25 protein-coding genes, 1 other RNA gene and 1 pseudogene are annotated in these 25,870 nt (G+C 72.8%); 12 read left to right on the top strand and 15 right to left on the bottom strand.

The window, feature by feature from the left end; genetic code table 11:
* The first annotated feature begins 16 nt into the window (after positions 1 to 16).
* Complete coding sequence (locus tag I3F58_RS05835; protein ID WP_240107136.1) at positions 17 to 922, top strand: DUF4190 domain-containing protein; 906 nt, start codon at positions 17 to 19, stop codon at positions 920 to 922.
* A gap of 93 nt (positions 923 to 1,015) precedes the next feature.
* On the top strand, positions 1,016 to 2,779 hold the full coding sequence (locus I3F58_RS05830; protein ID WP_240107135.1) for an NAD+ synthase: 1,764 nt from the start codon (positions 1,016 to 1,018) through the stop codon (positions 2,777 to 2,779).
* A 96-nt stretch (positions 2,780 to 2,875) separates the two neighbouring features.
* Here I3F58_RS05830 and I3F58_RS05825 read toward each other — a convergent pair whose 3' ends face one another.
* Both I3F58_RS05825 and I3F58_RS05820 read right to left on the bottom strand, forming a co-directional pair.
* A complete protein-coding gene (locus I3F58_RS05825) occupies positions 2,876 to 3,922 on the bottom strand; it encodes an endonuclease/exonuclease/phosphatase family protein (RefSeq protein ID WP_240107134.1) in 1,047 nt (348 codons plus the stop codon).
* Positions 3,923 to 4,110: 188 nt separating this feature from the next.
* Entirely contained in the window at positions 4,111 to 5,736 is a 1,626-nt protein-coding gene (locus I3F58_RS05820) for an MFS transporter (RefSeq protein ID WP_240107133.1), read from the bottom strand.
* 205 nt (positions 5,737 to 5,941) lie between these two features.
* Between I3F58_RS05820 and panB the strand changes: the two genes are divergently transcribed.
* Both panB and I3F58_RS05810 read left to right on the top strand, forming a co-directional pair.
* Positions 5,942 to 6,826 carry a 3-methyl-2-oxobutanoate hydroxymethyltransferase gene (panB, locus tag I3F58_RS05815; RefSeq protein ID WP_240107132.1) on the top strand — a complete coding sequence of 295 codons (885 nt, stop codon included), beginning with the start codon at positions 5,942 to 5,944 and terminating at the stop codon, positions 6,824 to 6,826.
* Between the two features lie 161 nt (positions 6,827 to 6,987).
* Positions 6,988 to 7,818 (top strand): site-2 protease family protein, encoded by an 831-nt coding sequence (locus I3F58_RS05810; RefSeq protein ID WP_240107131.1) that lies wholly within the window; start codon positions 6,988 to 6,990, stop codon positions 7,816 to 7,818.
* Here the strand turns inward: I3F58_RS05810 and I3F58_RS05805 are convergent.
* Positions 7,808 to 7,981, bottom strand: coding sequence for a hypothetical protein (locus I3F58_RS05805; RefSeq protein ID WP_240107130.1), 174 nt, complete (start codon positions 7,979 to 7,981; stop codon positions 7,808 to 7,810). The genes I3F58_RS05810 and I3F58_RS05805 overlap by 11 nt on opposite strands.
* 83 nt (positions 7,982 to 8,064) lie before the next feature.
* The gene (gene npdG, locus I3F58_RS05800; RefSeq protein ID WP_240107129.1) at positions 8,065 to 8,775 is read right to left on the bottom strand and encodes an NADPH-dependent F420 reductase; all 711 of its coding nucleotides are present in this window, start codon (positions 8,773 to 8,775) and stop codon (positions 8,065 to 8,067) included.
* 91 nt (positions 8,776 to 8,866) lie between these two features.
* On the opposite strand from npdG, the gene I3F58_RS05795 reads away from it, so the two are divergent.
* Both I3F58_RS05795 and I3F58_RS05790 read left to right on the top strand, forming a co-directional pair.
* Positions 8,867 to 9,475 (top strand): hypothetical protein, encoded by a 609-nt coding sequence (locus tag I3F58_RS05795; RefSeq protein ID WP_240107128.1) that lies wholly within the window; start codon positions 8,867 to 8,869, stop codon positions 9,473 to 9,475.
* A gap of 59 nt (positions 9,476 to 9,534) precedes the next feature.
* Entirely contained in the window at positions 9,535 to 10,800 is a 1,266-nt protein-coding gene (locus tag I3F58_RS05790; protein ID WP_240107127.1) for an MFS transporter, read from the top strand.
* Between the two features lie 64 nt (positions 10,801 to 10,864).
* On the opposite strand, the gene I3F58_RS05785 is transcribed toward I3F58_RS05790, so the two are convergent.
* Positions 10,865 to 11,110, bottom strand: coding sequence for a hypothetical protein (locus I3F58_RS05785; protein WP_240107126.1), 246 nt, complete (start codon positions 11,108 to 11,110; stop codon positions 10,865 to 10,867).
* Between the two features lie 58 nt (positions 11,111 to 11,168).
* Between I3F58_RS05785 and map the strand changes: the two genes are divergently transcribed.
* Together map and I3F58_RS05775 are read left to right on the top strand one after the other, a co-directional pair.
* Positions 11,169 to 12,032, top strand: a complete 864-nt coding sequence (map, locus tag I3F58_RS05780) for a type I methionyl aminopeptidase (protein ID WP_240107125.1) — start codon at positions 11,169 to 11,171, stop codon at positions 12,030 to 12,032.
* A gap of 135 nt (positions 12,033 to 12,167) precedes the next feature.
* Entirely contained in the window at positions 12,168 to 12,836 is a 669-nt protein-coding gene (locus I3F58_RS05775; protein WP_240107124.1) for a heme oxygenase (biliverdin-producing), read from the top strand.
* A gap of 6 nt (positions 12,837 to 12,842) precedes the next feature.
* On the opposite strand, the gene I3F58_RS05770 is transcribed toward I3F58_RS05775, so the two are convergent.
* Entirely contained in the window at positions 12,843 to 13,517 is a 675-nt protein-coding gene (locus I3F58_RS05770) for a PhzF family phenazine biosynthesis protein (protein WP_240107123.1), read from the bottom strand.
* Between the two features lie 99 nt (positions 13,518 to 13,616).
* On the opposite strand from I3F58_RS05770, the gene I3F58_RS05765 reads away from it, so the two are divergent.
* Complete coding sequence (locus I3F58_RS05765; protein WP_240107121.1) at positions 13,617 to 14,612, top strand: hypothetical protein; 996 nt, start codon at positions 13,617 to 13,619, stop codon at positions 14,610 to 14,612.
* 57 nt (positions 14,613 to 14,669) lie between these two features.
* Here I3F58_RS05765 and I3F58_RS05760 read toward each other — a convergent pair whose 3' ends face one another.
* Positions 14,670 to 15,416: a bifunctional DNA primase/polymerase gene (locus I3F58_RS05760; protein WP_240107119.1), complete on the bottom strand. Its 747-nt coding sequence runs from the start codon at positions 15,414 to 15,416 to the stop codon at positions 14,670 to 14,672.
* Positions 15,417 to 15,744: 328 nt separating this feature from the next.
* Here I3F58_RS05760 and ddaH point away from each other — a divergent pair, with 328 nt between their 5' ends.
* Complete coding sequence (ddaH, locus tag I3F58_RS05755) at positions 15,745 to 16,560, top strand: dimethylargininase (protein WP_240107117.1); 816 nt, start codon at positions 15,745 to 15,747, stop codon at positions 16,558 to 16,560.
* A 433-nt stretch (positions 16,561 to 16,993) separates the two neighbouring features.
* Here the strand turns inward: ddaH and I3F58_RS05750 are convergent, their stop codons facing one another.
* Together I3F58_RS05750 and I3F58_RS05745 are read right to left on the bottom strand one after the other, a co-directional pair.
* A complete protein-coding gene (locus I3F58_RS05750) occupies positions 16,994 to 17,974 on the bottom strand; it encodes a small ribosomal subunit Rsm22 family protein (RefSeq protein WP_240107116.1) in 981 nt (326 codons plus the stop codon).
* Entirely contained in the window at positions 17,971 to 19,284 is a 1,314-nt protein-coding gene (locus I3F58_RS05745; protein ID WP_240107114.1) for a Bcr/CflA family multidrug efflux MFS transporter, read from the bottom strand. The genes I3F58_RS05750 and I3F58_RS05745 overlap by 4 nt, the downstream gene beginning before the upstream one ends.
* 173 nt (positions 19,285 to 19,457) lie before the next feature.
* Between I3F58_RS05745 and I3F58_RS05740 the strand changes: the two genes are divergently transcribed.
* Positions 19,458 to 20,207, top strand: a complete 750-nt coding sequence (locus tag I3F58_RS05740) for an SDR family oxidoreductase (RefSeq protein WP_240107112.1) — start codon at positions 19,458 to 19,460, stop codon at positions 20,205 to 20,207.
* A gap of 90 nt (positions 20,208 to 20,297) precedes the next feature.
* Positions 20,298 to 21,248: a PhzF family phenazine biosynthesis protein gene (locus I3F58_RS05735; RefSeq protein ID WP_240107110.1), complete on the top strand. Its 951-nt coding sequence runs from the start codon at positions 20,298 to 20,300 to the stop codon at positions 21,246 to 21,248.
* Between the two features lie 47 nt (positions 21,249 to 21,295).
* On the opposite strand, the gene I3F58_RS05730 is transcribed toward I3F58_RS05735, so the two are convergent.
* The 6 genes and pseudogenes from I3F58_RS05730 to rnpB all read right to left on the bottom strand — a co-directional run bounded on the left by I3F58_RS05730 (position 21,296) and on the right by rnpB (position 25,649).
* The gene (locus I3F58_RS05730) at positions 21,296 to 21,619 is read right to left on the bottom strand and encodes a nuclear transport factor 2 family protein (protein ID WP_240107210.1); all 324 of its coding nucleotides are present in this window, start codon (positions 21,617 to 21,619) and stop codon (positions 21,296 to 21,298) included.
* A 222-nt stretch (positions 21,620 to 21,841) separates the two neighbouring features.
* Positions 21,842 to 23,041, bottom strand: coding sequence for a cytochrome P450 (locus I3F58_RS05725; protein ID WP_275678179.1), 1,200 nt, complete (start codon positions 23,039 to 23,041; stop codon positions 21,842 to 21,844).
* Complete coding sequence (locus I3F58_RS05720; RefSeq protein WP_240107109.1) at positions 23,038 to 23,421, bottom strand: tRNA-dependent cyclodipeptide synthase; 384 nt, start codon at positions 23,419 to 23,421, stop codon at positions 23,038 to 23,040. Before I3F58_RS05720 ends, I3F58_RS05725 begins: the two co-directional genes overlap by 4 nt.
* Positions 23,396 to 24,034: a flavin reductase family protein gene (locus tag I3F58_RS05715; protein WP_240107107.1), complete on the bottom strand. Its 639-nt coding sequence runs from the start codon at positions 24,032 to 24,034 to the stop codon at positions 23,396 to 23,398. Before I3F58_RS05715 ends, I3F58_RS05720 begins: the two co-directional genes overlap by 26 nt.
* A 313-nt stretch (positions 24,035 to 24,347) precedes the next feature.
* Positions 24,348 to 24,793, bottom strand: a pseudogene (locus I3F58_RS05710) (MBL fold metallo-hydrolase); the annotation flags it as partial.
* Positions 24,794 to 25,246: 453 nt separating this feature from the next.
* Positions 25,247 to 25,649: RNase P RNA component class A (rnpB, locus tag I3F58_RS05705), an RNA gene on the bottom strand.
* Positions 25,650 to 25,870: the final 221 nt, after the last annotated feature.

Below are 25,870 nucleotides of genomic sequence, written 5' to 3'. Positions count from 1 at the left end.
CGGGGGGAGACTTCGCATGACCATGCCCACGCAGAACGGCCCGCACCAGCCGGGCGGCTGGCCCCCGCCGCCGCAGACTCCGCAGTCGCCGTACGGCTCTCCGGGAATGCCGGGATTCCCGGGGATGCCGTATCCGCCCCCGCCCCCGCCGCGCAACGGGCTCGGCGTCACCGGGATGGTGCTGGGCATCGTGGGCATCGTCTTCGCGACGGTCCCCATCACCTTCTGGTTCGGCGGCGTCCTGGGTCTCCTGGCCCTGGTCTTCGGCATTGTGGGCCAGGTCCGGGCGAAGCGCGGCGAGGCCACGAACCGGGGCATGGCGATCACCGGCATCATCCTCGGCGCGCTGTCGATGGTGGCGGCCCTCGTGTGGCTGACGCTCGTCGTGCTGGTCATCGTGGAGGCCCGGGACAAGGGTCCGATCGACCACCACGGACCGTCGGACTCGGCCCCGGCGGTGCCGGGCGAGGACGAGGGCGGCGCGGACGGCAACGAGAACACCCTGCCCGGCAGCCCGGAGCCGCTGCCCTTCGGGACGTCCTTCGCGTACGAGGACGGGCTCAAGGTCACCATCGGCGAGCCGGAGAGGTACCCGGCGGACTCCCCCGACGTCGACGTCGCCGCCGGGGAGACGGCGTTCCGGGTGAAGCTGACGTATGTCAACGAGGGCCCGCAGGGCGTGGACATCGGCTCGTCGCTGCCGATGGTCACGGACGCGGACGGGGATCCGGCCGAGATGGTCTTCAACCTCAAGGACACGCATCTCACGCTGTGGAGCCAGGAGGGACTGGGAGCGGGCGAGACGATCAGCGGGACGTTCTCCTTCTCGGCGCCGTCCGACGCGCTGAGCGAGGTGGAGCTGACGCTCTCGCCGTCGATCGGGTCCTACGAGGACACCGTGTGGCGGGGCCCGGTGTCCTGAGCGACCGCGCCGGGAGGCGCGGGCGGAGGCGGGGCGGGTGGTGCGTGCCACAGTGCGGGACATCGCGTCGGACTGACGATTACACTGGGGCGCGTGCCTCAACTTCGCCTCGCTCTGAATCAGGTCGACTCGACCGTCGGTGATCTCACCGGGAACGCCGAGTCCGTCGTCCACTGGACCCGGCACGCCGTCGGGCAGGGGGCGCATCTCGTCGCGTTCCCGGAGATGGTGCTGACCGGCTATCCCGTCGAGGACCTGGCCCTGCGGCCGTCGTTCGTGGAGGCCTCGCGGACCGCGCTGCGCGCGCTGGCCGCCCGGCTGGCCGCCGAGGGGTTCGGGGAGGTGCCGGTGGTCGTCGGCTACCTGGACCGTGCCGAGCAGGCCCAGCCGAGGGTCGGGCAGCCCGCCGGGGCGCCGCAGAACGCGGCGGCGGTGCTGCACCGGGGCGAGGTGGTCCTGTCGTTCGCCAAGCACCACCTGCCGAACTACGGCGTCTTCGACGAGTACCGGTACTTCGTGCCGGGCGACACCCTGCCGGTGATCCGGGTGCACGGGGTGGACGTGGCGCTGGCGATCTGCGAGGACCTGTGGCAGGAGGGCGGCCGGGTCCCGGCGGCCCGCACCGCGGGAGCCGGGCTGCTGCTGTCCGTCAACGCCTCCCCGTACGAGCGCGAGAAGGACGACACGCGGCTGGAGCTGGTGCGCAAGCGCGCCCAGGAGGCCGGATGCACGACCGCCTATCTGGCGATGACCGGCGGGCAGGACGAGCTGGTCTTCGACGGCGACTCGATCGTCGTGGACGCGAACGGCGAGGTCGTCGCGCGGGCCCCGCAGTTCGCGGAGGGCAGCGTGATCCTGGACCTCGACCTTCCCGGGGCCGCCGCCGAGCCGGTCACGGGGGTCGTCGACGACGGGCTGCGGATCGAGCGTGTCGTCCTGTCCGGGGCGCCGCTGCCCGCGTACGAGCCGGAGCTGACCGGCGGCTACGCGGACCGGCTGGACGACGACGAGGAGGTGTACACCGCCCTGGTCGTCGGGCTGCGCGCGTATGCCGCGAAGAACGGCTTCCGGTCGGTGCTGGTCGGGCTGTCCGGCGGCATCGACTCGGCGCTGGTGGCCGCCATCGCCTGTGACGCGCTGGGCGCGGAGCACGTGTACGGCGTGTCGATGCCGTCGAAGTACTCCTCGCAGCACTCCAGGGACGATGCCGCCGAGCTGGCCCGCCGCACGGGGCTGAACTTCCGCACCGTACCGATCGAGCCGATGTTCGACGCGTACATGGGCGCGCTCGGGCTGACCGGGCTCGCGGAGGAGAACCTGCAGTCACGGCTGCGCGGCACGCTGCTGATGGCGGTCTCCAACCAGGAGGGGCACATCGTGCTCGCGCCGGGCAACAAGTCCGAGCTGGCGGTGGGCTACTCGACGCTGTACGGCGACTCGGTGGGCGCGTACGGGCCGATCAAGGACGTGTACAAGACCGGAGTCTTCCGGCTGGCACGGTGGCGCAACCGGGCCGCCGAGGAGCGCGGTCAGACCCCGCCCATCCCGGAGAACTCCCTCACCAAACCCCCGAGCGCCGAGCTGCGCCCGGACCAGGTGGACACGGACTCGCTGCCCGACTACGACGTGCTGGACCGGATCCTGGAGCTGTACGTCGACCAGGACCAGGGCATGGACGCGATCGTCGCGGCGGGCTTCGACGCCGAGCTGGTAGCGCGCACGCTGCGGATGGTGGACATGGCGGAGTACAAGCGGCGGCAGTACCCGCCGGGCACCAAGATCTCCGCGAAGGTCTTCGGCAAGGACCGGCGCCTGCCCATCACCAACCGCTGGCGTCAGGACCCCCTGCGCGGCTGAACCGCACCCGGCTCGCGCGGGCCCGGCGGCCCGCCGTGGGACCGCGCTCGGAGGTCGCTGTGCTCGTGGGCTCCGGGAACACGAGCACAGCTGTCCTCAGAGCTTCACGCGTGCGGCGAGCGGCAGGTGGTCGCTGTCCGTCCTGGGCAGGGTCCACGACGCCACCGGTTCCACGTTCTTCACCAGGATCTGGTCGATCCGGGCCATCGGGAACGCGGCGGGCCAGCTGAAGCCCATGCCGTCGCCCGCCGCGCCCTGGGTGGAGCGCATCTGGGAGGTGACGGCCCGCAGGGCGCGGTCGTTCATGGTGCCGTTCAGGTCGCCCAGAAGGATCACGCGGCGCTTGGACTCCCCGGCGATGGCCTCGCCCAGCTGGTCGGCGCTGGCGTCCCGCTGGCTGGCGGTGAACCCGGCCTTCAGCTTGACCCGGACGGACGGCAGATGGGCCACGTACACGGCGACGTCGCCGCCGGGCGCGGCGACGGTGGCGCGCATCGCGCGGGTCCAGCCCAGGCGGATGCTCACGGGGTGGCTGTCGCTCAGCGGGTGCTTGCTCCACACGCCGACCGTGCCCTGCACCGAGTGGTACGGGTACGCCTCGGTCAGCGCCTTCTCGTAGACCGGCACCATGGACTGCTTCAGCTCCACCAGGGCCAGGACGTCGGCACCGGACGCGGCCACCGAGGTGGCGGTGCCCTCGGGATCCGGGTTGTCGGCGTTGACGTTGTGCGTGACGACCGTGAGGTCGCCGCCGCGGCCCGACCGGTCGGTGACGACGCCGCCGAACAGGTTCGTCCAGACCAGGGCCGGGACGAGGACCGCGATCAGGCCGGTGGCCGAGCGGCGCAGCAGGGCGAGCACGAGCAGGACCGGTACCAGCAGGCCGAACCACGGGAGGAACGTCTCGACGAGGCTGCCCAGGTTCCCGATGTCGTTGGGGATGTACGCGTGCAGCGCCAGCACCATCGCCAGCAGGACGGCGCATGCGGTGAGGACGAGGCCGCGGCGCCAGATCCCGGGGTCGCCGCGCCAGCGGGTGAGCCATTGCCGGAGGGAGGCCGACGCGCGGAGCCCGGATCCCGGGCGCCGCTGCTGTGCGTCGGCCCCGTCCCCGGTCCCGGTCATGTCGTCCACCCGCGCCATTCCGCCGTCCTCACGTCCTGTGTCCAGTGGTCCGTCCGGCCGTCCCGGATCACGACAGTAGGCGATCACGGAACGTCCGTACGGCCTCGATGACGACCGGGCGCGATGAGGGGTTCCTGGGGGTGCGGTCAAGACGCGGGTTGTAACGAAACGCGAACATTCACGGCCAACGGTCCTGTGGCCACCCCTCAGCGGCGCGCCTTCGCGTGCCGCGGCCCCCGCCGCTCCCCCTCCGCGGGCGGGCTGCCGCCCGTCGCCGGGCGCCGCCCCGGCAGGAACGAGCCGACCAGCACCGCCCCGGCCGCCGCGACGACCGCCGCGCACAGGGCGGTCAGGTGCATGGCGTCCAGGAACGCCGTGTGCGCGGGCCCGACCAGGGCCTCACCGGCGGGGCCCAGGCGCTCGGCGGCGGCGAGGGTCGCCTCGACGGACTCGCCCGCGGACTCCCGTACCCCCGGAGGCAGCGCACCGAGGTGCCCCTCGACCCCGTCCCGGTAGGCGGCCGACAGCACCGAGCCGAGCACCGCCACCCCCAGCGCCCCGCCGACCTGCCGGAACGTGTTGTTGACCGCCGAGCCCGCGCCGGCCCGCTCCCGCGGCAGCGACTGCATCACTGTGACCGTCACCAGCGGCGACACATGTGCCATGCCCGTGCCCTGGGCGAACAGCACCAGTTCTACGGCCCACAGGGGCGTCGTGTCGTCGAAGACCGCGAACGCGGCCATGCACGCCGCGACCAGCAGCAGCCCCGCCGCGCTCACCGCCCGTGCCCCGTAGCGCCGCACCGCCAGCCGGGAGCGCGGCGCGAACAGGACCTGGGTGAGCGCCAGCGGCAACAGCAGCAGGCCCGTCTCCAGCGGGGTGAAGCCGCGCACGCTCTGCAGGTAGAAGGCGGTGAAGAAGGTCACGCCCATGAGCGCGAAGAAGACGAGCGCGATTCCCCCGACGGCCGCCGAGAACGCCGGGACCCGGAACCAGCCCATGTCCAGCGCCGGATGCGCGGCCCGCCGTTCGTGGACGACGAAGCCGGTGAGCACCAGCAGCCCGCCGGCCACCGGCAGCAGCACCCCCCAGTGGGTGAAGTCGGCCAGTTCGCCGCCCCGGATGATCCCGTACACGAGCAGCACGAGCCCGACGACCGACAGCAGCACACCGCCGGGGTCGACCCGGCCGGGCGCCGGGTCCCGGGACTCCGGCACCAGCAGCCGGGTGGCCAGTAGTGACACCGCGACGACCGGGACGTTCACCAGGAAGATCGAGCCCCACCAGAAGTGCTCCAGCAGCAGACCGCCGGTCACCGGGCCGATCGCGGTGGCCACCCCGACCGCGCCCACCCAGATCCCGATGGCGCGCGGCTGCTCGTCCCGCTCGAACACGTTCATCAGCACGCCCAGCGTCGCGGGCAGCACGAACGCGGCACCGAACCCCATCAGCGCCCGGTACGCGATCAGCTCGACCGGCGAGTCCGCCAGCGCGGCCAGCGCGGAGGCCGCGCCGAACACGGCGGTGCCGAACAGCAGCGTCCCGCGGCGGCCGAGCCGGTCCCCGACGAGCCCGGCGGTGAACAGCAGCCCGGCGAAGACGAGCGCGTAGGCGCTGATCGCCCACTCCAACTGGCTCTGTGTGGCACCGAGTCCGACGGGTGGAGGGCTCGCGATGGTCTTGACCGCCACGTTCAGGATCGAGCTGTCCAGCACCACGATCAGCAGGCTGAGCATCAGCACGCCCAGCACGGCCCAGCGACGGGGGTGCCGGGCCGGTGGGGGCGGGCCGGGGGAGGCGGCGGGCCGGGGCGAACCGGTGGACGAGGCCATACACCTCACCGTACGTGCGCCTCCGGTGCCGCGGCGTGTCGGATTGCTCCGCCGGAGCCGCCTCCCGCCACATCCGTCTCGATCTCCGCTGTGACTTGCGCCGCTGCGCCCTCCGCGACTTCCCCCATGCGGCACGTAGTGCCACCATGGACATGGTCCGGGGACGCCGTGAGGGCGCCTCGAGATGACGAAGGAGCCGTTTCAGATGACGCTTCAGTCTGCCCGGAAACAGGCCGACGACAGCAGCACGGGGAGCGAGAGGCACCCCAAGGCGCTGTACGGGGGCAAGGGCACCCGCCGTATCACCGTGCACGACATCGCCGCCGCCAAGGAGCGCGGCGAGAAGTGGCCCATGCTCACCGCGTACGACGCGATGACCGCGTCCGTGTTCGACGACGCCGGGATCCCGGTGCTGCTCGTCGGTGACTCGATGGGCAACTGCCACCTCGGCTACGACACCACCGTGCCCGTCACGCTGGACGAGATGGCCGTCCTGTCCGCCGCCGTCGTCCGGGGCACCAAGCGGGCGCTGGTCGTCGCGGACCTGCCGTTCGGCACGTACCAGGAGGGCCCGGTGCAGGCCCTGCGGACCGCGACGCGCCTGGTCAAGGAAGCCGGAGTGGGCGCGGTCAAGCTGGAGGGCGGCGAGCGTTCGCTGGCCCAGACGGAGACGCTGGTCCAGGCCGGCATCCCGGTGATGTCCCATCTGGGACTGACCCCGCAGTCCGTGAACACCATGGGCTACCGGGTGCAGGGCCGGGCCGACGAGGACGCGCACCAGCTGCTCCGCGACGCCAAGGCCGCGCAGGAGGCGGGCGCGTTCGCGCTGGTCCTTGAGCTGGTCCCGGCCGGGCTTGCCGCCGAGGTGACGCGGTCGCTGCACATCCCGACCATCGGCATCGGCGCGGGCGCGGGCACGGACGCCCAGGTCCTGGTGTGGACCGACATGGCCGGGCTGACCGGCGGGAAGGTGCCGCGCTTCACCAAGCAGTACGCGAACCTGCGGCAGACCCTCGGGGACGCGGCGCAGGCGTTCGCGCAGGACGTGGAGGGCGGGGCGTTCCCGGCGGAGGAGCACACCTTCCACTGACGCGCATCTCAGAGCCACTGCGGCACAGACGACAGCCCGCCGACTTCCCCCATCGGCGGGCTGTCGGTGCGTCCGGGGGGCGTACGGTCGTACGGACCGGATTCCGGGGCCGGGGTCCGGGGTCGGCATGCGGGTCGGAGTGCGGGGCGAGGGGACGGCGTATGACCACGGCGGTGGAGCGAAGGATCAGTCCGGTGTTCCTGGGGATCGCCGCGGTCGCGGCCGTCGCCGGGTGGGCGGTGTGGGCGGGTCCCGGCACCCCGTCGGACGGCTCGCTCTGGCCATCGGTCGGGCGCGGGCTGCTGGTGTTCGTCTTCGTGACCGCCGGGTGGATCGTCTCCCTCTGCCTCCACGAGTACGCGCACGCCCGGACCGCGCTGCACAGCGGCGACCTGTCGGTCGGCGCCAAGGGCTATCTGACCCTCAATCCCCTGAAGTACACGCACGCGGTGCTGAGCATCCTGCTGCCGGTGCTGTTCCTGGTCATGGGCGGGATCGGGCTGCCGGGCGGCGCGGTCTTCATCGAGCGGCACCGCATCAGCGGACGCTGGCGGCACAGTCTGATCTCGGCGGCGGGGCCGCTGACGAACGCGCTGTTCGCGCTGGTGTGCACGGCGCCGTTCTGGCTCGGGACGCTGGACGGGGTGCCGACGGGCTTCCGCTCCGCCCTGGCGTTCCTCGCGATGCTCCAGGTGACGGCGGCGATCCTGAACGCCCTGCCGGTACCGGGACTGGACGGGTACGGCGTGCTGGAGCCGTGGCTCTCGGAGCGGGTGCGGCGCCAGATCGCGCCGTTCGCCCCGTACGGCATCATCGCCCTGTTCGTCCTGCTGTTCGAACCGTCGGTGAACCAGGCGTTCTTCGGTCTGGTCGACGGGGTGCTGGACGTGCTCGGGGTGAGCGGGGCGGAGTCGTCCTGCGGGCGCGACCTCTACCGTTTCTGGCAGGAGCCGCACCCGGTCTGCGAGCGCCTGCCGGGGCTCAGCCGCTGACAGGGCGGCGGTCGCGGCGCCAGTAGTACCAGCACATGTTGGACGAGACCCCGGCCAGCAGCACCCACACGATGCCGAGCCACATGCCCTGCGCGAAGGAGACGACGGCCGCGGCGGCGGCGAGCACGCAGACGACGAGGGCGTAGAGCGCGAGGCGGGGCATGGGGTCGGCTCCTGTCAGGGGCTGGCGGGTGTGCTGCCCGTCCAGTGTCCCCCATGGGCCCCCGTGCCCCGCACAGGGCACCGTCAGCGCTCGACGTCGGTGACCCGCAGTCCCGCGTGCGCCTTGTAGCGGCGGTTCACCGAGATCAGGTTCGCGACGAGCGCCTCGACCTGGTGGGCGTTGCGCAGCCGCCCCGCGAAGACCCCGCGCATGCCGGGAACGAGGGCGGTGAGGGCCTGCACGACGTCGGTGTCGGCGCGCTTCTCCCCGAGCACCATCACGTCCGTGTCGATCCGCTCGACCTCCGGGTCCTGGAGCAGCACGGCCGACAGGTGGTGGAACGCGGCGGTCACCCGGGACTCGGGCAGCAGCTCGGCCGCCTGCTGGGCGGCGCTGCCCTCCTCCGGCTTCAGCGCGTAGGCCCCCTGCTTGTCGAAGCCGAGCGGGTTCACGCAGTCGATGACGAGCTTGCCGCGCAGCTCCTCTCGGAGCGCCTGGAGGGTGGCGGCGTGCCCCTCCCACGGCACGGCGACGATGACGATGTCGCTGCGGCGGGCGCACTCCGTGTTGTCGGCGCCCTCGACGCCGAAGCCCAGCTCGTCGGCCGCCGTGCGGGCGCGTTCGGCGGCACGGGAGCCGATGATCACCTTCTGTCCGGCGCGGGCGAACCGGTAGGCGAGACCGCGGCCCTGGTCGCCGGTGCCGCCGAGGACGCCGACGACGAGACCGGAGACGTCGGGCAGGTCCCAGGGGTCGCGGGGGGCGGGGGCGGGCTTCTTCTCCGTGTCAGTCATGGAACTGACACTACGTGCCAAGCCCCCCGTACGGGTGACCCGGCGCTGAACGGCCGCGTGGCGGGCGGCCGTCCGGGCAGGATGCGGCGCCATGGACGCCGTGCGTGTCGCGCTGCTGCGCGAGGTTCTGGACGGGACCGGATGGCCCGCCGCCGCCCGCGGGTTCGCCGGGGCGCTGCGCTCGTCCGTGGTGCCGCAGGGGGGCGGACTGCTGCTGGTGGGCACGGAGGCGTACGAGCCCTGGCATCTGGCCGCGCACCTGGCGGACGAGGCGATGTGGTCGGGCCGGCCGGAGCTGTCGCCGACGCTGGTACGGCACCGGGTCCTGCCGCGGGATCCGGCACACCTGTCGGTGGGGCTCGGCCGCCTGGAGGCGGCGGGCCGGGGCGCGACGCTGCTGCTGGTGGTCCCGGACCGGCCGGGCGGCGGCCTGCTGGAGCGGGTGCACGACGCGCGGCGCGCGGGGGCGACGGTGCTGTCGCTGGACGGCGGCGACGCGGAGGTGCGGGGCCTCGCCCATGAGGCGCTGACGGTGGCCGGGGGGCGGGAGGAGGGCGTCGACCTGGACATGGTCCAGCACCTGGTGAGCGCGGCGGCCGGCGAGAACGGCCTGCCCGCGCCCCGGGGCCGGCGCCGCTTCCGGGACCGCCTGTCGTGGCTGGCCGACCAGTTGACGGCGCCTCCGCCGCCGCGCTGGTAGGGGCGGCGCGGCGAAAACCGGTTGCCGGTACGGCGGTCGGCTCCCGACCATGGCCCGCTGTGACGTCCAAGCTCGCCGCCCTTCTGCCCGACCTGTCTCCCTGGCGCTCCTCGCGGGAGTTCCGGCTGCTGTGGGTGCAGGGCCTGATCACGTACTTCGGCAGCTTCACGGCCATGGTCGCGCTTCCGCTCCAGATCAAGGACCTCACCGGGTCGCCCCTGGCCGTGGGCGCGATGGGGGCGGTGGAGCTGGTGCCGCTGGTGGTGTTCGGGCTGTACGGCGGGGCGCTGGCGGACGCGGTGGACAGGCGGAAGGTGATCCTCGGCTCGGAGCTGGGCCTGGGGGCGCTGGCCGCGGTCCTGCTGGTGAACGCGCTGCTGCCGGTGCCGCTGCTGTGGCCGGTCTACCTGGTCGCGGCCGGGGTGTCGGCCGCCGCGGGGCTGCAGCGGCCCGCGCTGGACGCGCTGCTGGCCCGGATCGTGCCGCACGACCAGCTGGGGGCGGCGGCGGCACTGAACGCGCTGCGGTGGCAGACGGGAGCGATCCTGGGGCCGGCGGTGGCGGGGCTGGTGGTGGCGTACGCGGGGCACGCCGTCGCGTACGCCCTGACGGTCGCCTGCTTCGCCGTGTCCGTGCTGCTGTGCCTGCGCCTCTCCCCCGCGCCGCCCGCGGGCGGCGGTGAGAAGCCGTCCCTGCGGGGGATCGCGGAGGGCGCGCGCTACGCGTGGTCGCGGCCGGTGCTGCTGGGCACGTACGCGATCGACCTCGTCGCGATGGTCCTGGCGTTCCCGCACACGCTCTTCCCGTTCCTGGCGGACGAGCTGGACGCGCCGTGGTCGCTGGGCCTGATGTACACGGCGGGGGCGGTGGGCTCCGTACTGCTGAGCCTGACCAGCGGCTGGACCTCGCGGGTGCGACGGCACGGGCTGATGGTGGTGTGCGGGGCGGCCGGCTGGGGGCTGGCGGTGGCGGTGGCGGGCCGGTTGTCGAACGTCTGGCTGGTGCTGCTGTGCCTGGTGCTGGCGGGCGCGGGCGACATGCTGAGCGGGCTGGGACGGTCCACGATCTGGAACCAGACGATCCCGGACGGACTGCGGGGGCGGCTGGCGGGCATCGAGGTCCTGTCGTACAGCGTGGGCCCGCAGCTGGGGCAGGTGCGGGCGGGCGCGATGGCGGGCTGGACGGGGACGCGGACGGCGGTCTGGGCGGGGGGTGCGGCGTGCGTGGGGGCGGTGGGCCTGCTGGCGGCGGCGCTGCCGGGGCTGGTCGCGTATGACGCGACGACCGACGAGGACGCGCAACGGCACCGCGCGTCCTCGGGGTGAACGCCGGCCCGTCGGACGGTCCAGCGCGGAAGAGGCAGGCGCCCCCGAGCGGGGTGCGCCCGGGCTACCGGGCGGGAGGTCCGGGCTCCGGGGGCTCGCCGCCGGGGGTGTCGGTCCAGTGGGGGTCGGACTCCCACTGGACGGTGCGCTCACGCGCGAGTTCCAGGGCGTGGGACGCCTCCCCGGCCGTCCCGTACGGGCCGAGGCGGTTCTTGGCCGGGCATTCCGGGCCTTCCTCGACCTTCTCGTGCTCCAGGCAGTAGTACCACTCGCCCGGCTTCCCCGCCGCGCGTCTTCTGAACAGGGCCATGTCCGGCTCCTTCCTCTGTCGCCATGGTGCCCCGCACCGGCTGGTTAGACTCGCTGACATGTCTGGCCAGTCGCAGTCGCTGCTCGTTCCCGGGGTCCTCTCCCCCGCCCGTTCCGTCCCCGGCTCCATCCGCCGCCCCGAGTACGTCGGGAGGCCCGCCCCGAAGCCGTACGACGGCCCGGAGGTGCAGGACTCCGACACGATCGAGCGTATGCGGCGTGCCGGCCGCATCGCCGCGCAGGCGATGGAGGAGGCCGCCAGGCACATCTCCCCGGGCGTCACGACCGACGAGCTGGACCGGATCGCCCACGAGTACATGTGCGACCACGGGGCGTACCCGTCCACGCTCGGCTACCGGGGCTTCCCCAAGTCGCTGTGCGCGTCGGTCAACGAGGTCATCTGCCACGGCATCCCGGACTCGACCGTCCTGCGCGACGGCGACATCGTGAACCTGGACGTCACCGCGTACATCGACGGCGTCCACGGCGACAACAACGCCACGTACCTGTGCGGGGACGTGGACGAGGAGTCGCGGCTGCTGGTCGAGCGGACCCGGGAGGCGCTGAACCGGGCCATCAAGGCCGTCAAGCCCGGCCGTCAGATCAACATCGTCGGGCGCGTCATCGAGTCGTACGCCAAGCGCTTCGGCTACGGGGTCGTGCGGGACTTCACGGGGCACGGGATCAACTCGTCGTTCCACTCCGGGCTGATCGTCCCGCACTACGACTCGCCCCACCACACCACCGTCATGCAGCCCGGCATGACCTTCACGATCGAGCCGATGCTGACGCTGGGCACCCACGAGTACGACATGTGGGAGGACGGCTGGACAGTCGTCACGAAGGACCGGAAGCGGACTGCGCAGTTCGAGCACACGCTCGTGGTGACGGACACCGGGGCCGAGATCCTCACGTTGCCCTGACGCGTCCGAGGGGTACCGTCTTTACCGACAGTCCGTCGGAAACGCATTGACTTAGGTAAGCCTAAGCAGCAGGATCGGCTCAGCATCGCGCTTCGCCGTACCCCTCGGTCCCCCTCGGCCCACCGGAGGCCCGCCTTGACCGCACGCGCCACCGTCACCCCGTTCTCGACACTCATCCGCACCGCGTCCCACGAGGCGCACACGGAGGCGGAGACGTCGACCTTCATGAGCGACCTGCTCGGCGGCCGACTGGGCGTGGACGCCTACGCCCGGTACACCGAGCAGCTCTGGTTCGTGTACCGGGCCCTGGAGGGCGAGTCCGCCGGGCGGCTGGAGGGCGACCCGGTCGCCGGGCCCTTCATACGCCCGGAGCTGCTCCGCACGGCCGAGCTGGAGCGTGACCTGACCCATCTGCGCGGTCCGGGCTGGCAGGCCGCCGCGGTCCCGCTCCCCGCCACCGCCGCGTACGCCGCCCGCGTCGAGGAGTGCGCCCGCATCTGGCCCGCCGGATATGTCGCGCACCACTACACCCGCTACCTGGGCGACCTGTCCGGCGGCCAGATCATCCGCGACAAGGCCGAGCGCACCTGGGGCTTCGCGCGCAAGGGCGACGGCGTGCGGTTCTACGTGTTCACGGGGATCACCAACCCCGCCGCTTTCAAGCGCGACTACCGCGAACTGCTCGACGCAGTGGACGCCGACGACCTGGAGAAGCAGCGGATCGTCGACGAGTGCAAGCGGGCCTTCGCCTTGAACACGGCCGTGTTCCAGGAGCTGGGCGAAGAGTTCCCGCTGAGCGCCTGACCCCCCTCAGGCTCCCAGGCGGCGCACCCTGCCGCCCAGTTCGATCACGCCGTCCGGGCCGGGGGCCGTCATGATCTGCGACCCCCGGCCCTGCGTGATGTTCAGCGCCCTGCCCAGCCGCGCGGTCAGCAGCAGCGCCGCACCGCCCGTCGCCTCGTCCTCTTCGATGCCGTCCCCGCGCCCGGGGAACGCGCGGGCCCGCACACGGCCGGCCGCCTCTTCCTCCCACGCCCACGCGTAGATCCACTCCCCCGGCGGCGGCACGTCGAGCGCGTCGACGTCGGCGGCGGAGCCGTACTGGCGCAGCGTGCGCTGCGGAGCCCACTCGGCTCGGGCCTCGATCCAGGTGAACTCCCCGTCGGCGCGGGCCCACACCTCCCCGACCTCCAGGTCCAGCACCTCCAGGTCGAGCAGCCAGGCGGCGCCCACGACGGGGTGTCCGGCGAACGGGAGGCGCACGCTGGGCGTGTAGATGTCGAGGACGCCGCGCTCCGGATCGTCGACGAACACCGTCTCGCTGTGGCCGAGTCGCCGGGCGAGCCGCTGCCGGTCGGCCGGGTCCGGGCAGAGGCGCCCCTCCCGTACGACTCCGAGCCGGTTGCCGTTCCGCCCCTCGCCGTCGCAGAAGACGGACAGGACGTCGACGACGAAAGGGGCGGACAGGACGTCAGGCGCGCTCATCACGTCGGGCATTCAAGCACGGCCCGACCGAACGGGCCGTTTCCGGGCCCGGGTAGGGTTCGGTCGGTCAGTCAGTAGGGGTCGAGCAGAAGGCAACCGATGACAAGGCTGGGCCGGGCGCTGGGCGTCCTCGCGGCGGTGGCGTTGCTGGCGGGAACGGCGAGCGGATGCGTGACCGTCCACGGTGAGCTGGAGGTCGTACCGGCGGTCGGGCAGGACGAGGCCGAGCGGACGCTGGCGGAGTTCGTCGAGGCGTACAACGCGGCCGACAAGGCGTACGATCCGGCGCTCGACGCGCACCGGGTGACCGGGTCGCTGGGCGCGATACGACAGGCGGGACTGAAGGCGCGTTCGGTGACCCACCCGCAGGGCAATCCGAAGTACAGGCCGCTGGAGCTGACGGACGCGCGGTTCCTGATCCCGAAGAAGGCCGGCTGGCCTCGCTGGTTCGTCGCGGACACCGACTCCAACCGGGACGCCGACGACGGCGGCGCGGGCGACAACCGCTGGCTGCTGGTCTTCATCCGGAACGGCTCCGACCAGCTGTGGGAGGCGTCCCACCTGACGATCCTCGGGGAGAAGGACGTGCCCGCGTTCCGTACGGGCGCGGACGGATTCGCGGAACCGGTCACGGAGAGCAGGATCGAGGGCATCAGCGAGGCCTACGCGTCGTTCCTGAAGACCGGGAAGCCCGGGACGTTCCTGCCCGGCCCGCACACCACGGCACTGCGCGAGGAGCGCGCGAAGATCGCCAACCGGCCCGGGCTGGCCATCCAGTACGTGGACCAGCCCCTGGACACCGGAACGTTCCGGCCCCTGGGGCTGGTCACCGAGGACGGCGGGGCACTGGTCTTCTTCGCGACGCGCTACCACGAGCGGCGCACGGCCGCGCAGGGGTACCGGCCCAAGGTGAGCGACAACGAGAAGCCGCTGCTGACGGGCGAGGTGCGCAACACGGTGACGAAGGAGTGGGTGCTGAGCGCGGCGGCTGTGGCGGGCCCGGCCGAGGACGGCACGGACGGCAAGGCGGGCGACGCGGGCCGGATGGCGGTGGTGAACCGCTTCCAGGGCGTGACGGCGCTGACGGGCTCCTGAGCCGGCCGGGGCCCTTCCGCCAGTCCGGTCGGACAGCCCGTTCCGTCAGTCCGGCTTTCAGCGGCTGAGGGGCCAGGCCGCCGCGTGGCGGTCGCCGTGCTCGTCGGCGTGCCGGGCGCAGGCGTCGGTCAGTGTCTCCAGCAGGGTCAGGGGGTCCGGCAGCGGGTGCTCCGGGCCCCGCAGCCACGCCACCTCGTGCTCCCCGGGCAGCCGCGCGGGCGGTACGAGGACATAGCTGCCCCGGCAGTGCCAGCGCATCCCCGGGTGCTCGTCCATGGTCTCGGGGTGGCAGTCCAGCTCGCAGGGCCACCACTCGTCCTCGTCCTCCGGGGTGCCCCGGGTGGCGGTGAAGAACAGCATCCGGCCCTCGCCCAGCGTGTCACCCGCCTCGGCGACCGGCCCGACCTCGATCCCCTGCTCAAGCAGCCGCTCCAACGCGGAGCGACCGGCCTCCACGGGAACGTCCAGGACGTCGTGGACCATGCCGGTCGCGGTGATGAAGTTGGCCTGGGGCTGCGCGCGCGCCCAGCGTTCGATCTGCGCGCGGTCCGTGCTGCACTGCGTCTGCCAGGCGAAGGACACGGGATGGCGGGCCGGTGTGGGACAGCCGATGCGCTCGCAGGAGCAGCGGTATCCGGAGGGGTAGGCGGCGGGCGCGAGCGGCAGTCCGGCCGCGGCGGTGGCCAGGAGGATCTCCTCACGGCCCGGGTCGGCGGTGACGGACGGTTTCTTCGGGCGCCGGCGCAGCCAGTGCGCGAGTCTGCTCTCCGTGCCGCCGCGGTAGCGGCCGATGCCGTCGCCCATCTATCCCCTCACACCTGGTGCGGTTCCCCTGTGGTCCCTGCCATGGTCGCACCTTCCCGCGCCGCGGGTGACCGGACCGCCGAAGAGGGGTACGGTGCCCGATTCGGACCGGTCTCCAGGGTGGCCGAGTTGCTGAGGAATGTCGGGATATGCCCCCTGTTCGGGGAGTGTTCACCGTGAGGAGGCCCACGCGCCGCCCCCGGGGTGGAAAGTGATGCCACCCGTACGGTGTGATGCGCGAAGGCCCGTCTCGGGCGCACCATGACAGCGACGCACTACCCGCGTCGCACGCGACCCGCGTGCACCGGCCGTCTGTGAGGAGCCTTCTTTGCCTCGTGACGCAACACCGCGCCGCTACCTGATGTGTCCGCCCACGCACTTCAGGGTGACCTACTCCATCAACCCCTGGATGGATCCGGCGAAGCCGGTCGACCTGCCGCTGGCGCTCGCGCAGTGGGAGGACCTGCGCGACCGCTACCGGGCGCTCGGCCACACCGTGGACCTGCTGGAACCCCGTCCGGACCTGCCGGACATGGTGTTCGCCGCGAACGGCGCGACCGTGGTCGGGGGCCGGGTGCTGGGCGCCAGGTTCCTGCACCCGGAGCGCACCGCCGAGGCGGAGGCGCACCGCGCCTGGTTCCGGGAGAACGGCTTCCCGGACGTCCATGAGCCCGAGCACGTCAACGAGGGCGAGGGTGACTTCGCGGTCACCGCGTCGTACATCCTGGCCGGGCGGGGCTTCCGCTCCACGTCCCTCGCGGGGGACGAGGCGCAGGAGGTCTTCGGGCGTCCGGTGATCGGCCTGGACCTGGTGGACCCGCGGTACTACCACCTCGACACGGCGCTGTGCGTGCTGGACGAGGCGGCGGACGAGGTCATGTACTACCCGGGCGCGTTCTCGGCCGGGAGCAGGGCGGTGCTGGCCCGGCTGTTTCCCGGCGCGCTGCTCGCGGAGGAGCCGGACGCGGCGGCGCTGGGCCTGAACGCGGTGAGCGACGGCCGCCATGTCCTGCTGCCGCAGGCCGCGGTGGGGCTGTTCCGGCCCCTGCGCGACCGGGGCTTCGAGCCCGTCGGCATGGACCTGGGCGAGCTGCTGAAGGGCGGCGGCAGCGTCAAGTGCTGCACGCAGGAGCTCCGCCTCTAGTCTCCGCTCCTTCCCGGGACCGGTGGCTCCGCTCCCGGTCCCCCGTTCCGCTCCCCCGGAGCGGGCACCCCCGGAACGGCGCTCGTCCTCATGCTCCGGGCGGGCCGCGTTCCGGCCCCTCCGGCGCATGAGGAGCAGGGCGTTCACGGACCGGCCTCCGGTCCATGAGCGGCATCGCCGCGGCGGCGCCCCGCCTGATGTCCGGTGGACGGGCCGGGGGCCCTCCACCGCGGGGCGGCGCCGTCCGCGGCCCTCCCCGCCTCGGTCGGCGCACCACCGGTGGAGGCCGGAGCGGGTGCGCCCGCCCGCCCTCGGAACGGCGGCGGTGCCGCTGCCCCGGCGGAGTCGGGACCGCGGAGGAAGGCGGGCTCGGCGGAACCGGCCCCGCGGCCCCGCGACCTGCCGCACCGGCCCACCCCGTGCGCGGCGCGCGTCACTGCCAGGGCGCGCCCCAGCCTGCGTCGCGGGCCTCCTTGTAGCGCGCGCCGTGCCGCTTCGTGACCGTGTCGCGGCGCAGGCCCGGCGGCTGGACGCACAGGTCCAGGAGGACCTGTCCCTTGCGGAGTTGGGGCTTGCGGGTGATCCGGGCGGGGGCCGGGTCCACCGGGAACCTCGTCGCCACCACGTACGCGAACTTCTCGTCCTCGTACGCGAGCGACCCGCCCTTCACCTGCCGGTGCAGTGAGGACCGCGCCACCCGCGCCGAGAAGTGGCACCAGTCGGCGCCCGGCACGATGGGGCAGCTCTCGCTGTGCGGGCAGGGCGCGGCCACCCGCAGCCCCGCCGCCACGAGCCGGTCGCGTGCCGCGATGATCCGCTCGTATCCGTCGGGCGTGCCCGGCTCGACGACGACCACTGCCTGCCCGGCCCGCGCCGCCTCCGACACGAGGGCCCCGCGGTCCTCGGGAGCCAGCTCCTTGAGCACGTACGAGATGGTGACGAGGTCCGTCGCGTCGAGGCCGAGTGACGAGCCGATGCGCGCCCGCCGCCAGTCGGCCCCGCGCAGGGCCGGGTGCCCGGCGGCCAGTTCGCGGCCGAGCGCCAGGGCCGGTTCGGCCCAGTCGAGGACGGCGGCACGGGGCGGGGCGTCCTCCCAGGCGTCCGCCACGGCCCAGGTGGCCGCGCCGGTCCCGCCGCCCACGTCCGTGTGGGTGCCCGGCGCCCACCCCGGCGCCGCCTCCCGCAGCGCGGCCAGCGCGGCCCGTACCGCCTCGAACGTCGCGGGCATCCGGTAGGCCGCGTACGCGGCGACGTCCGCGCGGTCCCGCAGGATGGGCGCGTCGGTCGGGGTGGCACCCCGGTAGCTGGCGATCAGCCGGTCGACCGCCTGCGCGGCCTTCGTCGGGGGCAGCCCGTCGAGCAGCCCGGCGAGGGCCGCGCGCAGGGCGTCCGGGGTGGCGAGGGTGGCGTTCACCGATCCATCGTAGGCGCGGACGCGGGTTCGCCCCGCCACGGGCGGCCCAGCCCCAGGAAGCAGCCGAGCGCCGCGACCGCGCAGCTCAGCTGTACGACGGCCATCGGCACGGCTGTCGTCTCCCCCGCGATCCCGACGAGCGGGGAGGCGACCGCTCCGACCATGAACGACGCCGTGCCGAGCAGCGCCGAGGCGGACCCGGCGGCATGCGGGGTCCGCATCAGGGCGAGGGCGTTGGTGTTGGGCAGGGTCAGGCCCATCGCGGACATGAGGACGAAGAGCCCGGCGGCGATCGGGACGAGCCCGACCGGGCCGAAGACGCCGCAGGTCATCAGCAGCAGCGCCAGGGCCGAGACCGTGATCACGGCCAGGCCGGCCGTCAGCACCTTGTCGAGGCTGACCCGGCCGACGAGCAGCTTGCCGTTGATCTGTCCGGCGATCACCAGCCCGACCGAGTTGAGCCCGAACAGCAGGCTGAAGGTCTGCGGGGAGGCACCGTAGATCTCCTGGACGACGAACGGCGAGGCGGAGATGTACGCGAAGAGCGCCGCGAAGGCGAGCCCGCCCGCCAGGGTGTAGCCGAGGAAGACGCGGTCGGCGAGCAGCCCGCGCATGGTGCGCAGGGCCGCGCCCACCCCGCCGGCGTGCCGCCGCTCCGGCGGCAGGGTCTCGGCCAGCCACTTCCAGACCACGAAGGTGAGCACGGCACCGACGACGGTCAGGACGTGGAAGACGCCGCGCCAGTCGGTGACCCGGAGCACCTGGCCCCCGATGAGCGGAGCGACGACGGGTGCGACGCCGGATATCAGCATGAGGGTGGAGAAGAACCGGGCCATCTCGACGCCGTCGTAGAGGTCGCGGACGACGGCCCTGGCGATCACGATGCCCGCCGCGCCCGCGAGCCCCTGGAGCAGCCGGAAGCCGATGAGCAGCCCCGCGCTGGAGGCGAGCGCGCACACGGCGGTGGCCGCCACGTACACGATCATGCCGATCAGGAGCGGGCGGCGGCGGCCCCACTTGTCGCTCATCGGCCCGACGACGAGCTGGCCCGCGGCCATGCCCGCGAGGCAGGCGGTGAGGGTGAGCTGGACGGTGGCGGCAGGCGCGTGCAGGGACCGGGTGACCTCGGGCAGGGCCGGGAGGTACATGTCCATGGAGAGCGGCGGCAGGGCGGTGAGGCCACCGAGGACGAGGGTCACGAGGAGCCCGACGCGGCGCGCGGCGGGCAGGCGGGGTGGGCCTGCGGGCCGGTCGGCCGGTACGGGGTTCCGCGTGCTCGGGTCCTGCGTGCTCGGGCCGGTCTCCGGCATGGGGGTTCGTCTCCTGTCCTGGGGTGGGCCCGGCCATGCTCTCAGCTCGCCCCGTTTGTTGAAAGCTCAATGGCCAGGACGGGCGGCGGATGCACGCGATAGCCCGGAGGGTGACGTTCACATAGTGGACATATCCTGTCCGACTGACGGACGCTCCCGTACGCTGCGGCTCCATGGACGCTGCAAGGATCGCGGTGGTGACCGGAGCCGGCTCGGGCATCGGCCGGAGCGTGGCACTGGCGCTGGCGGAGGCGGGCTGGTCGCTGGCCCTGGCGGGGCGCCGGGCGGAGCCACTGGAGGAGACGGCCGCGCTCGCGGGCGGCGAGGCCCTCTGCGTGCCCACGGACGTGACGGCGCCGGACGAGGTGGCGGCGCTGTTCACGGCGGTGCGGGACCGGTACGCGCGCGTGGACCTGCTCTTCAACAACGCCGGATCCTTCGCGGGCGGCGGCACCCCGCTGGAGAACGTCGCGTACGACACCTGGCGGCAGGTCGTCGACGTGAACCTGACGGGGGCGTTCCTGTGCGCCCAGGCAGCGTTCCGGCAGATGAAGGCGCAGGAGCCGCAGGGCGGCCGGATCATCAACAACGGCTCGGTCTCGGCGCATGTGCCGCGCCCGCACTCGGTGGCGTACACGGCGACCAAGCACGCGGTGACGGGTCTGACGAAGTCCCTGTCGCTGGAGGGGCGCCCGCACCGGATCGCCTGCGGCCAGATCGACATCGGCAACGCGGCGACGGAGATGACCGCGCGCATGCAGGCCGGCACCCTCCAGGCGAACGGCACGCTGGCGCCCGAGCCGGTGATGGACGCGGCGGACGTGGCACGCACGGTGGCCCACATGGCCTCGCTGCCGCTGGAGGCGAACGTGCAGTTCGCGACGGTGATGGCGACGGCGATGCCGTACATCGGGCGGGGCTGAGGACCAGACCGGAACCTCTCCGCACACTCGTTCGGGTACATGGGGAGGGTGACGGGAACAACCTGCGGGCGCCATGCCGTTGGGACGGGCATGACGATCAGCGAGAGCCCGTCCGGCACTGCGAGCGCTCCCGGCGCTTCCAGCACATCCGGTACGTCCGGTACGTCTGGTACGTCTGGTACGTCCGGTCCTGAGGTCCTGCACTACACCGCGTTCTCCGCCGACCCCGGAGGCGGGAACCCCGCCGGGGTCGTGCCGGACGCCTCGGGCCTGGACGAGGCCGGCATGCTGGCGATCGCGGCCCGGCTCGGCTACAGCGAGACGGCGTTCCTGACCCCGCCCCCGGAGACCCTGGACGGCGAGCCCGGCCGGGCGTTCACGATCCGGTACTTCAGCCCCGAGGCCGAGGTGCCGTTCTGCGGGCACGCCACGGTCGCGACGGCGATCGCGCTGGGCGAGCGGATGGGCGCGGGCGACCTGCTGTTCGCGACGTCGGTCGGGACGGTCCCGGTCACCGTGTCCGAGCGGGACGGGACGGTGCGGGCGACGCTGACCAGCGTGGAGCCCCGGGTGACGGAGGCCGCCGCCGGGGATGTGGCGGAGGCGCTGACCGCACTGGGCTGGACGGCCGGGGAGCTGGACGCGGCGCTGCCGCCCCGGGTCGCCTTCGCGGGCGCCCGCCATCTGGTGCTGGCGGCGGCCACCCGCGAGCGACTGGCGGACCTGTCGTACGACTTCGAGCGGCTCAGGGCCCTGATGCTCCGGTTGGACCTGACGACCGTCCAGCTGGTGTGGCGGGAGTCGGAGACCGTCTTCCACGTCCGCGACCCCTTCCCTGTCGGCGGGGTCGTGGAGGACCCGGCGACGGGTGCCGCAGCCGCCGCCTTCGGGGCGTACGCCCGTGAACTGGGCCTGGTCGGGGACGAAGCGGTCCTCACTCTCCACCAGGGCGTGGACATGGGCCGCCCGGGCGAACTGACGGTGGAGCTGCGGGCGGGCGACCGGCGGGTGCGGGTGACAGGTACGGGCAGGCGGATATGAGCGCCCGGTGAGGGCAGGCCCCTGAGGACCCGGTACCGCAGGGTTCCCTAGGCCTGGCCCGTCTCGAAGCGCGTGACCTTGCCGTCCTCCACGACGAAGTGCCACTGCGTCCGCATCTCGCCCCACATGTCGTTGCGGTAGCGCGCGACGAGGTCCCGGCCGCCGCCCTTCTCGGTCTCCACGTCCATGTGGCCCCGGGAGGCGAAGATCTCGTTCTCGGTCCACTGGGCGAGGTCGCGGTCGGACCCGTCGTCCGCCATGGTGGCGTCGGGCGCGAGGGCCGCGTGGAACGCCGCGCGGTCATGGGAGTTGAGGGCGGCGACGAAGGCGCGTACGGCGGGGTCGCTGAGCTTGTCGACGGGAATGGGCACGGGACCTCCGGTGATGACGGCGGTGGCGTTCACCGCAGCGACGGAATCAGACGTTCCACCCCACCGGATACACCGCGCCCGGGGCGTCCGCGCGGCTGCCACGGGCGAGGCTCACCCCCATGGACGACACGACCGGGACATCGCACCCGCGGCGGGCCGGGCGCCCGAGGGGACACCCGGCCCGCGCAGGGACCGTCGCTCGGCGGCCCGGCCGCCCGCGGGCTACCAGAGCACGGGCAGCTGCTCCGGGAGCCGCTTCATGTAGCGGGTGCGCCAGACGAGCTGGTCGGCGGGGACCGCGAGCCGCAGCCCGGGGAGCCGCTCCACGAGGACCCGCAGGGCGATCTCGGCGTGCCTGCGGCCGAGGGCGGTCGCCGGGCAGTAGTGCCGGCCGCCGCCGAACGACAGGTGGGCCGCGGCGTTGGGCCGCCCGACGACGAACCGGTCGGGTTCGGGGAAGGCCGCCGGGTCGGTGTTGGCCCCCTCCACGAGGACGAGCACCAGCTCGCCCTTCCTGACCAGGGTGTCCCCCAGGGTCACGTCCTCCAGCGCCAGCCGGGGCAGCCCGTCGCCGATGGACAGGTCGACCCGCAGCAGCGCCTCCACGGCCCCGGGGATCCGCTCCGGGGCTCGCGCAGCCCGGCCCACACCTCGGGCCGCTGGAAGAGCGAGAAGACCGCCATGGTCAGGGAACCCGGCTGTGGAGACGACGCCGGCGCCGAACAGGGTGACCCCGACCGTGGCGTGCATCTCGTCGGTGAGGTGGGCGTAGTCGGGATCGTCGCGCAGCGCGGCTAGTTCGGCCATGAGCCCGGTGGTGGCCGGGTCGTCGAGCCGCCGGGTCATATGGGCGATGTCGCGGTCCCAGTTGACCCGGGCGCCGTCGATGGGGCACGCGGAGTTCATGAACGCGATGTCCAGGCTCCGCGCGAGGAAGGGGGCGTCCCGCTGAGGGATGCCGAGGATGCGGCAGTGCATGCCCTCGGAGTACGGGTTCGTGAACTCGGCCCGCAGGTCGGCGGTGGGGCCGGGCTCGACGAGCCGGTCCACGAGCCGTGCGGCGTGCCCGCGCATCCAGTCCACCAGGCCGGGCGCCATCGGATTGAGGGCCTTGAGCACGGCCTTGCGCAGCCCGGCGCCGGTGATGTTGCCCATGTCGTTGACGACTTCGGGCGGGATGGTGAGGGCGTACTGGCGGGGTACGCCGGGCACGGAGGTGTCCTTCAGCGAGAACCTGTCGTCCTCCAGGACGAGTCTGGCCAGCTCGTACGAGGACACCAGCCAGGCCTCGTCCCCGGCGATGGTCCGTACGCGGGTGACGGGCCGTTCCCGCCGCAGGTCCTCCACCTGGGGCGGGAGCCGGTCGCCGCGCGCGTCGAAGGGGAAGTCGAGCAGGGTGCGTTCAGGGGTGGTGGTGCTCATCGCTGGGTGTCTCCTTCGGCGGCGCGGGGCGTGACGACGGCGTGCCCCTGGTTGCGGGAGGCGCGCAGGCCCGCGCCGCGGGAGTAGAGCAGCTCGGCCATCGGGAGCAACTGGTGGTAGCCGTTCAGCGAGGACGGGACGCCGAGGATGGCGGGGGTGTCCAGGAACAGCGGGATCTCGGCGCACACGTAGTCGAGGCAGACCCGTTTGCGCTCCTCGGTGACCGGGCCCTTCGTGGCGAGGAAACCGGCCGTGAGCGCGTCGCACGCGGCCCGGGAGTCGGCGTCCGCAGCGAGGCGTCGGCGGATTGAATGTTCCCGAACCACGCGCGGGTTGCCGGCGCACAGTGCCGGCTCAGCCGACCGCCGGCTGGAGGTCATGCGGCATGTTCCAGCCTTCGGCGAGCCTCGACGGATGGATGTTGCCTCCGCCGCCGAAGAACTCGCAGAACTTCATGATGAGCGGGTCCCATCCGAGCGGGTCGACATAGCGCGTCCCCGGGATCACCAGGTCCTCCTCGACGTGGGCACGAAGGACCTCGACCTGGAAGGCGGTGGCAGCAGGAGTGGGACTGCCGAAGGGGTGTGCCGAGACGACCCTGCACTCCAGCTGGACCGGACATTCCGCGACCCGCGGCGCCCGGACCAGCTCCGATGCCTGCTCGGACAGCTGCGCGGCCGAGAACTTGTCCGGCTCGTACCGGTAGCCCTGCTTCACCTTGTGGTCCGGCACGGCCGGCTTCCCGGTGGTCAGCGCGATCCGGTCGACGGTGTCGACCATCGCCGATGAGGGCAGGTTGAGCACGCATTCGCGTTCGCGCAACAGGTTCGCCGCCGTCTGGCTGCTGTTGCCGAGGCCGAGCATGCAGGACTGGCCCAGCCACCAGGCCGAGGACATCGGCGCGAGGTTCGCGGTGCCGTCCTCGTTGCGTGAGCTGATCAGCACCACCGGAGTCCCGAAGTACAGCACCTTGAGACCGGGGACCACGTGCATTCGTTCGCCTTTCGCAGGAGGTGAGCTGAAGAGGCTCGCCGTGCGGTGCACGAGCCGTCACCAACTGTCCGCGAACCGGGCGAAGGGTGCTGGCGGCAATCCGACGTTACGTTCTCGGCAGGTCGGATCGGCCACCCCGACCACGGACCCTCAACCGGTCGCCGATTACCGGGACACGCTCCTGGCCGGCCCACGGGCGGATGCAGGGCCCACGTCTCCACGCGCGATGCCGGCTCAGGATGCGCACCGAACGGGCACATCGGAGATCCGGTGCGCCATGGTCGCGGTCCATGACTGCCATGACTGACGCGACCTACTCCGTACCGTAGGCCGCCCACCGTCCGAGGGTGAACCCGCCGCCCTCTTGCCTGACTTCCACGCCCCCGCTCCGCCGAAGTGTGCAGGGAGGACCAACTCCTTTTCGAGGGCGGCTCGTTCGAGCATCCGGTGGCGGCTGGCCACTGCTTGTGCCGCATCCAGACAGAAGCAGCTGTTGCAGGAGGGCGCGAGGATCTGCACCGGGCTGTGCAGAAGATCGCCGACAAAGACCGCCCGGTCGCTCCCGGATGCGAGCCGCAGTACGGATGAGCCGGGCGTGTGGCCCGGCGCGGACTCCAGGGTGAGGTGTTCATCGATGCGGTGGGTGCCGTTCCACAGGACGGTCTGTCCGGCCCGGTGGACGGGCGCGATGCTGTCCTCGTAGATCAGCCGGTCATCCTCTCGGCGGCCGTTTCCGTACGCGTTGTCCGGGCCGAAGTGGACTCGGCGCCTCCGGGCGGCGCGGTTCGGGCGTCGAGGCGCGGTACTCCCGGATGTGCCCGCAAGCCGGGTGGATCACGGTCATCCCGTACGACAGAGCCTCGTCGGCCCGCCTCCTCGCCGGGCGATCCTTGTGCCCGCGCCCCCAACGCAGGCGGTTCCCGCACCACATCCTTCAGCCCAAGGAGTTCTCATGACCGCCTCCGTCATGCCGCCACAGCAGCACCGGCCTGACCGAGCAGAGAGTGCGCCAGACGAGGTGGGGCCCTTCATGCAGCCCGCTCACGATCGGCTCATCGGGGCGTCGTCACCGCCACAGGATCGCCACACAGCACCGAGAAACACCCGGAAACAGTTACAAAGAGTGAGCAACGGTCACTCGGCTGCGGAGGTATGAAAGCGACCCCTGACCAGGCAAAACACCTGATCAGGGGCCTGCCCCCGAAGGGGCGGCAGACGAGTCGGGCTGTACGCCGGGTTCTGTTCCGTGGGGTCCTCGCGGGCACCCACGGCGACGGCCATCCATCTAGGACCGGCGTTGCCGCCGGTCTCGTGCGGTCTACCCGCGGACTCGGGCGGGCAGCCCTCGAACGTCCGCGCAGGACCGTCTTGCGACGGTCCCTCTTGACCTTGCTCCGGGTGGGGTTTACCGAGCCGCCTGAGTCACCTCAGGCGCTGGTGGTCTCTTACACCACCGTTTCACCCTTACCGAGGGCCGAGGCCCCCGGCGGTCTGCTTTCTGTGGCACTGTCCCGCGGGTCACCCCGGGTGGCCGTTAGCCACCACCCTGCCCTGTGGAGCCCGGACGTTCCTCGGGAAGCCCCTGGGGGCTCCACGCGGCCGTCCGCCCGGCTCGTCTGCCGTGCGGACCATGGTACCCGGCCGCGCGGGGACACCGGGCCTGAGAGGAGGTCGGCGGTCTCCAGGTCGAAGCCGAAGGGGGCCTGCCCTCCAGCGGTGCGAAGGTGCCGTCGGGGATCACACGGTTCGGGGTGCGACCTCCCGCACTCGGGATCTTGGGACTCTGGCGGCCGCAGAAATCCGCCTCAGTCCGCGAACGCTTCAGAACCTTCCTGA

It is taken from the genome of Streptomyces sp. MUM 203J, from assembly GCF_022414595.1.
Lineage (GTDB): Bacteria > Actinomycetota > Actinomycetes > Streptomycetales > Streptomycetaceae > Streptomyces.
This window is presented reverse-complemented; position numbering and strand designations above follow the sequence as displayed.

Bases quoted from the DNA above. Each gene is read 5' to 3' on its own strand.
- I3F58_RS05835 (WP_240107136.1), top strand. From the start codon at position 17: ATGACCATGCCCACGCAGAACGGCCCGCACCAGCCGGGCGGCTGGCCC.
- I3F58_RS05825 (WP_240107134.1), bottom strand. From the start codon at position 3,922: ATGGCGCGGGTGGACGACATGACCGGGACCGGGGACGGGGCCGACGCA.
- I3F58_RS05820 (WP_240107133.1), bottom strand. From the start codon at position 5,736: ATGGCCTCGTCCACCGGTTCGCCCCGGCCCGCCGCCTCCCCCGGCCCG.
- panB (WP_240107132.1), top strand. From the start codon at position 5,942: ATGACGCTTCAGTCTGCCCGGAAACAGGCCGACGACAGCAGCACGGGG.
- I3F58_RS05810 (WP_240107131.1), top strand. From the start codon at position 6,988: ATGACCACGGCGGTGGAGCGAAGGATCAGTCCGGTGTTCCTGGGGATC.
- I3F58_RS05805 (WP_240107130.1), bottom strand. From the start codon at position 7,981: ATGCCCCGCCTCGCGCTCTACGCCCTCGTCGTCTGCGTGCTCGCCGCC.
- npdG (WP_240107129.1), bottom strand. From the start codon at position 8,775: ATGACTGACACGGAGAAGAAGCCCGCCCCCGCCCCCCGCGACCCCTGG.
- I3F58_RS05795 (WP_240107128.1), top strand. From the start codon at position 8,867: ATGGACGCCGTGCGTGTCGCGCTGCTGCGCGAGGTTCTGGACGGGACC.
- I3F58_RS05785 (WP_240107126.1), bottom strand. From the start codon at position 11,110: ATGGCCCTGTTCAGAAGACGCGCGGCGGGGAAGCCGGGCGAGTGGTAC.
- map (WP_240107125.1), top strand. From the start codon at position 11,169: ATGTCTGGCCAGTCGCAGTCGCTGCTCGTTCCCGGGGTCCTCTCCCCC.
- I3F58_RS05770 (WP_240107123.1), bottom strand. From the start codon at position 13,517: ATGAGCGCGCCTGACGTCCTGTCCGCCCCTTTCGTCGTCGACGTCCTG.
- I3F58_RS05765 (WP_240107121.1), top strand. From the start codon at position 13,617: ATGACAAGGCTGGGCCGGGCGCTGGGCGTCCTCGCGGCGGTGGCGTTG.
- I3F58_RS05760 (WP_240107119.1), bottom strand. From the start codon at position 15,416: ATGGGCGACGGCATCGGCCGCTACCGCGGCGGCACGGAGAGCAGACTC.
- I3F58_RS05745 (WP_240107114.1), bottom strand. From the start codon at position 19,284: ATGCCGGAGACCGGCCCGAGCACGCAGGACCCGAGCACGCGGAACCCC.
- I3F58_RS05740 (WP_240107112.1), top strand. From the start codon at position 19,458: ATGGACGCTGCAAGGATCGCGGTGGTGACCGGAGCCGGCTCGGGCATC.
- I3F58_RS05735 (WP_240107110.1), top strand. From the start codon at position 20,298: ATGACGATCAGCGAGAGCCCGTCCGGCACTGCGAGCGCTCCCGGCGCT.
- I3F58_RS05725 (WP_275678179.1), bottom strand. From the start codon at position 23,041: ATGAGCACCACCACCCCTGAACGCACCCTGCTCGACTTCCCCTTCGAC.
- I3F58_RS05720 (WP_240107109.1), bottom strand. From the start codon at position 23,421: ATGACCTCCAGCCGGCGGTCGGCTGAGCCGGCACTGTGCGCCGGCAAC.
- I3F58_RS05715 (WP_240107107.1), bottom strand. From the start codon at position 24,034: ATGCACGTGGTCCCCGGTCTCAAGGTGCTGTACTTCGGGACTCCGGTG.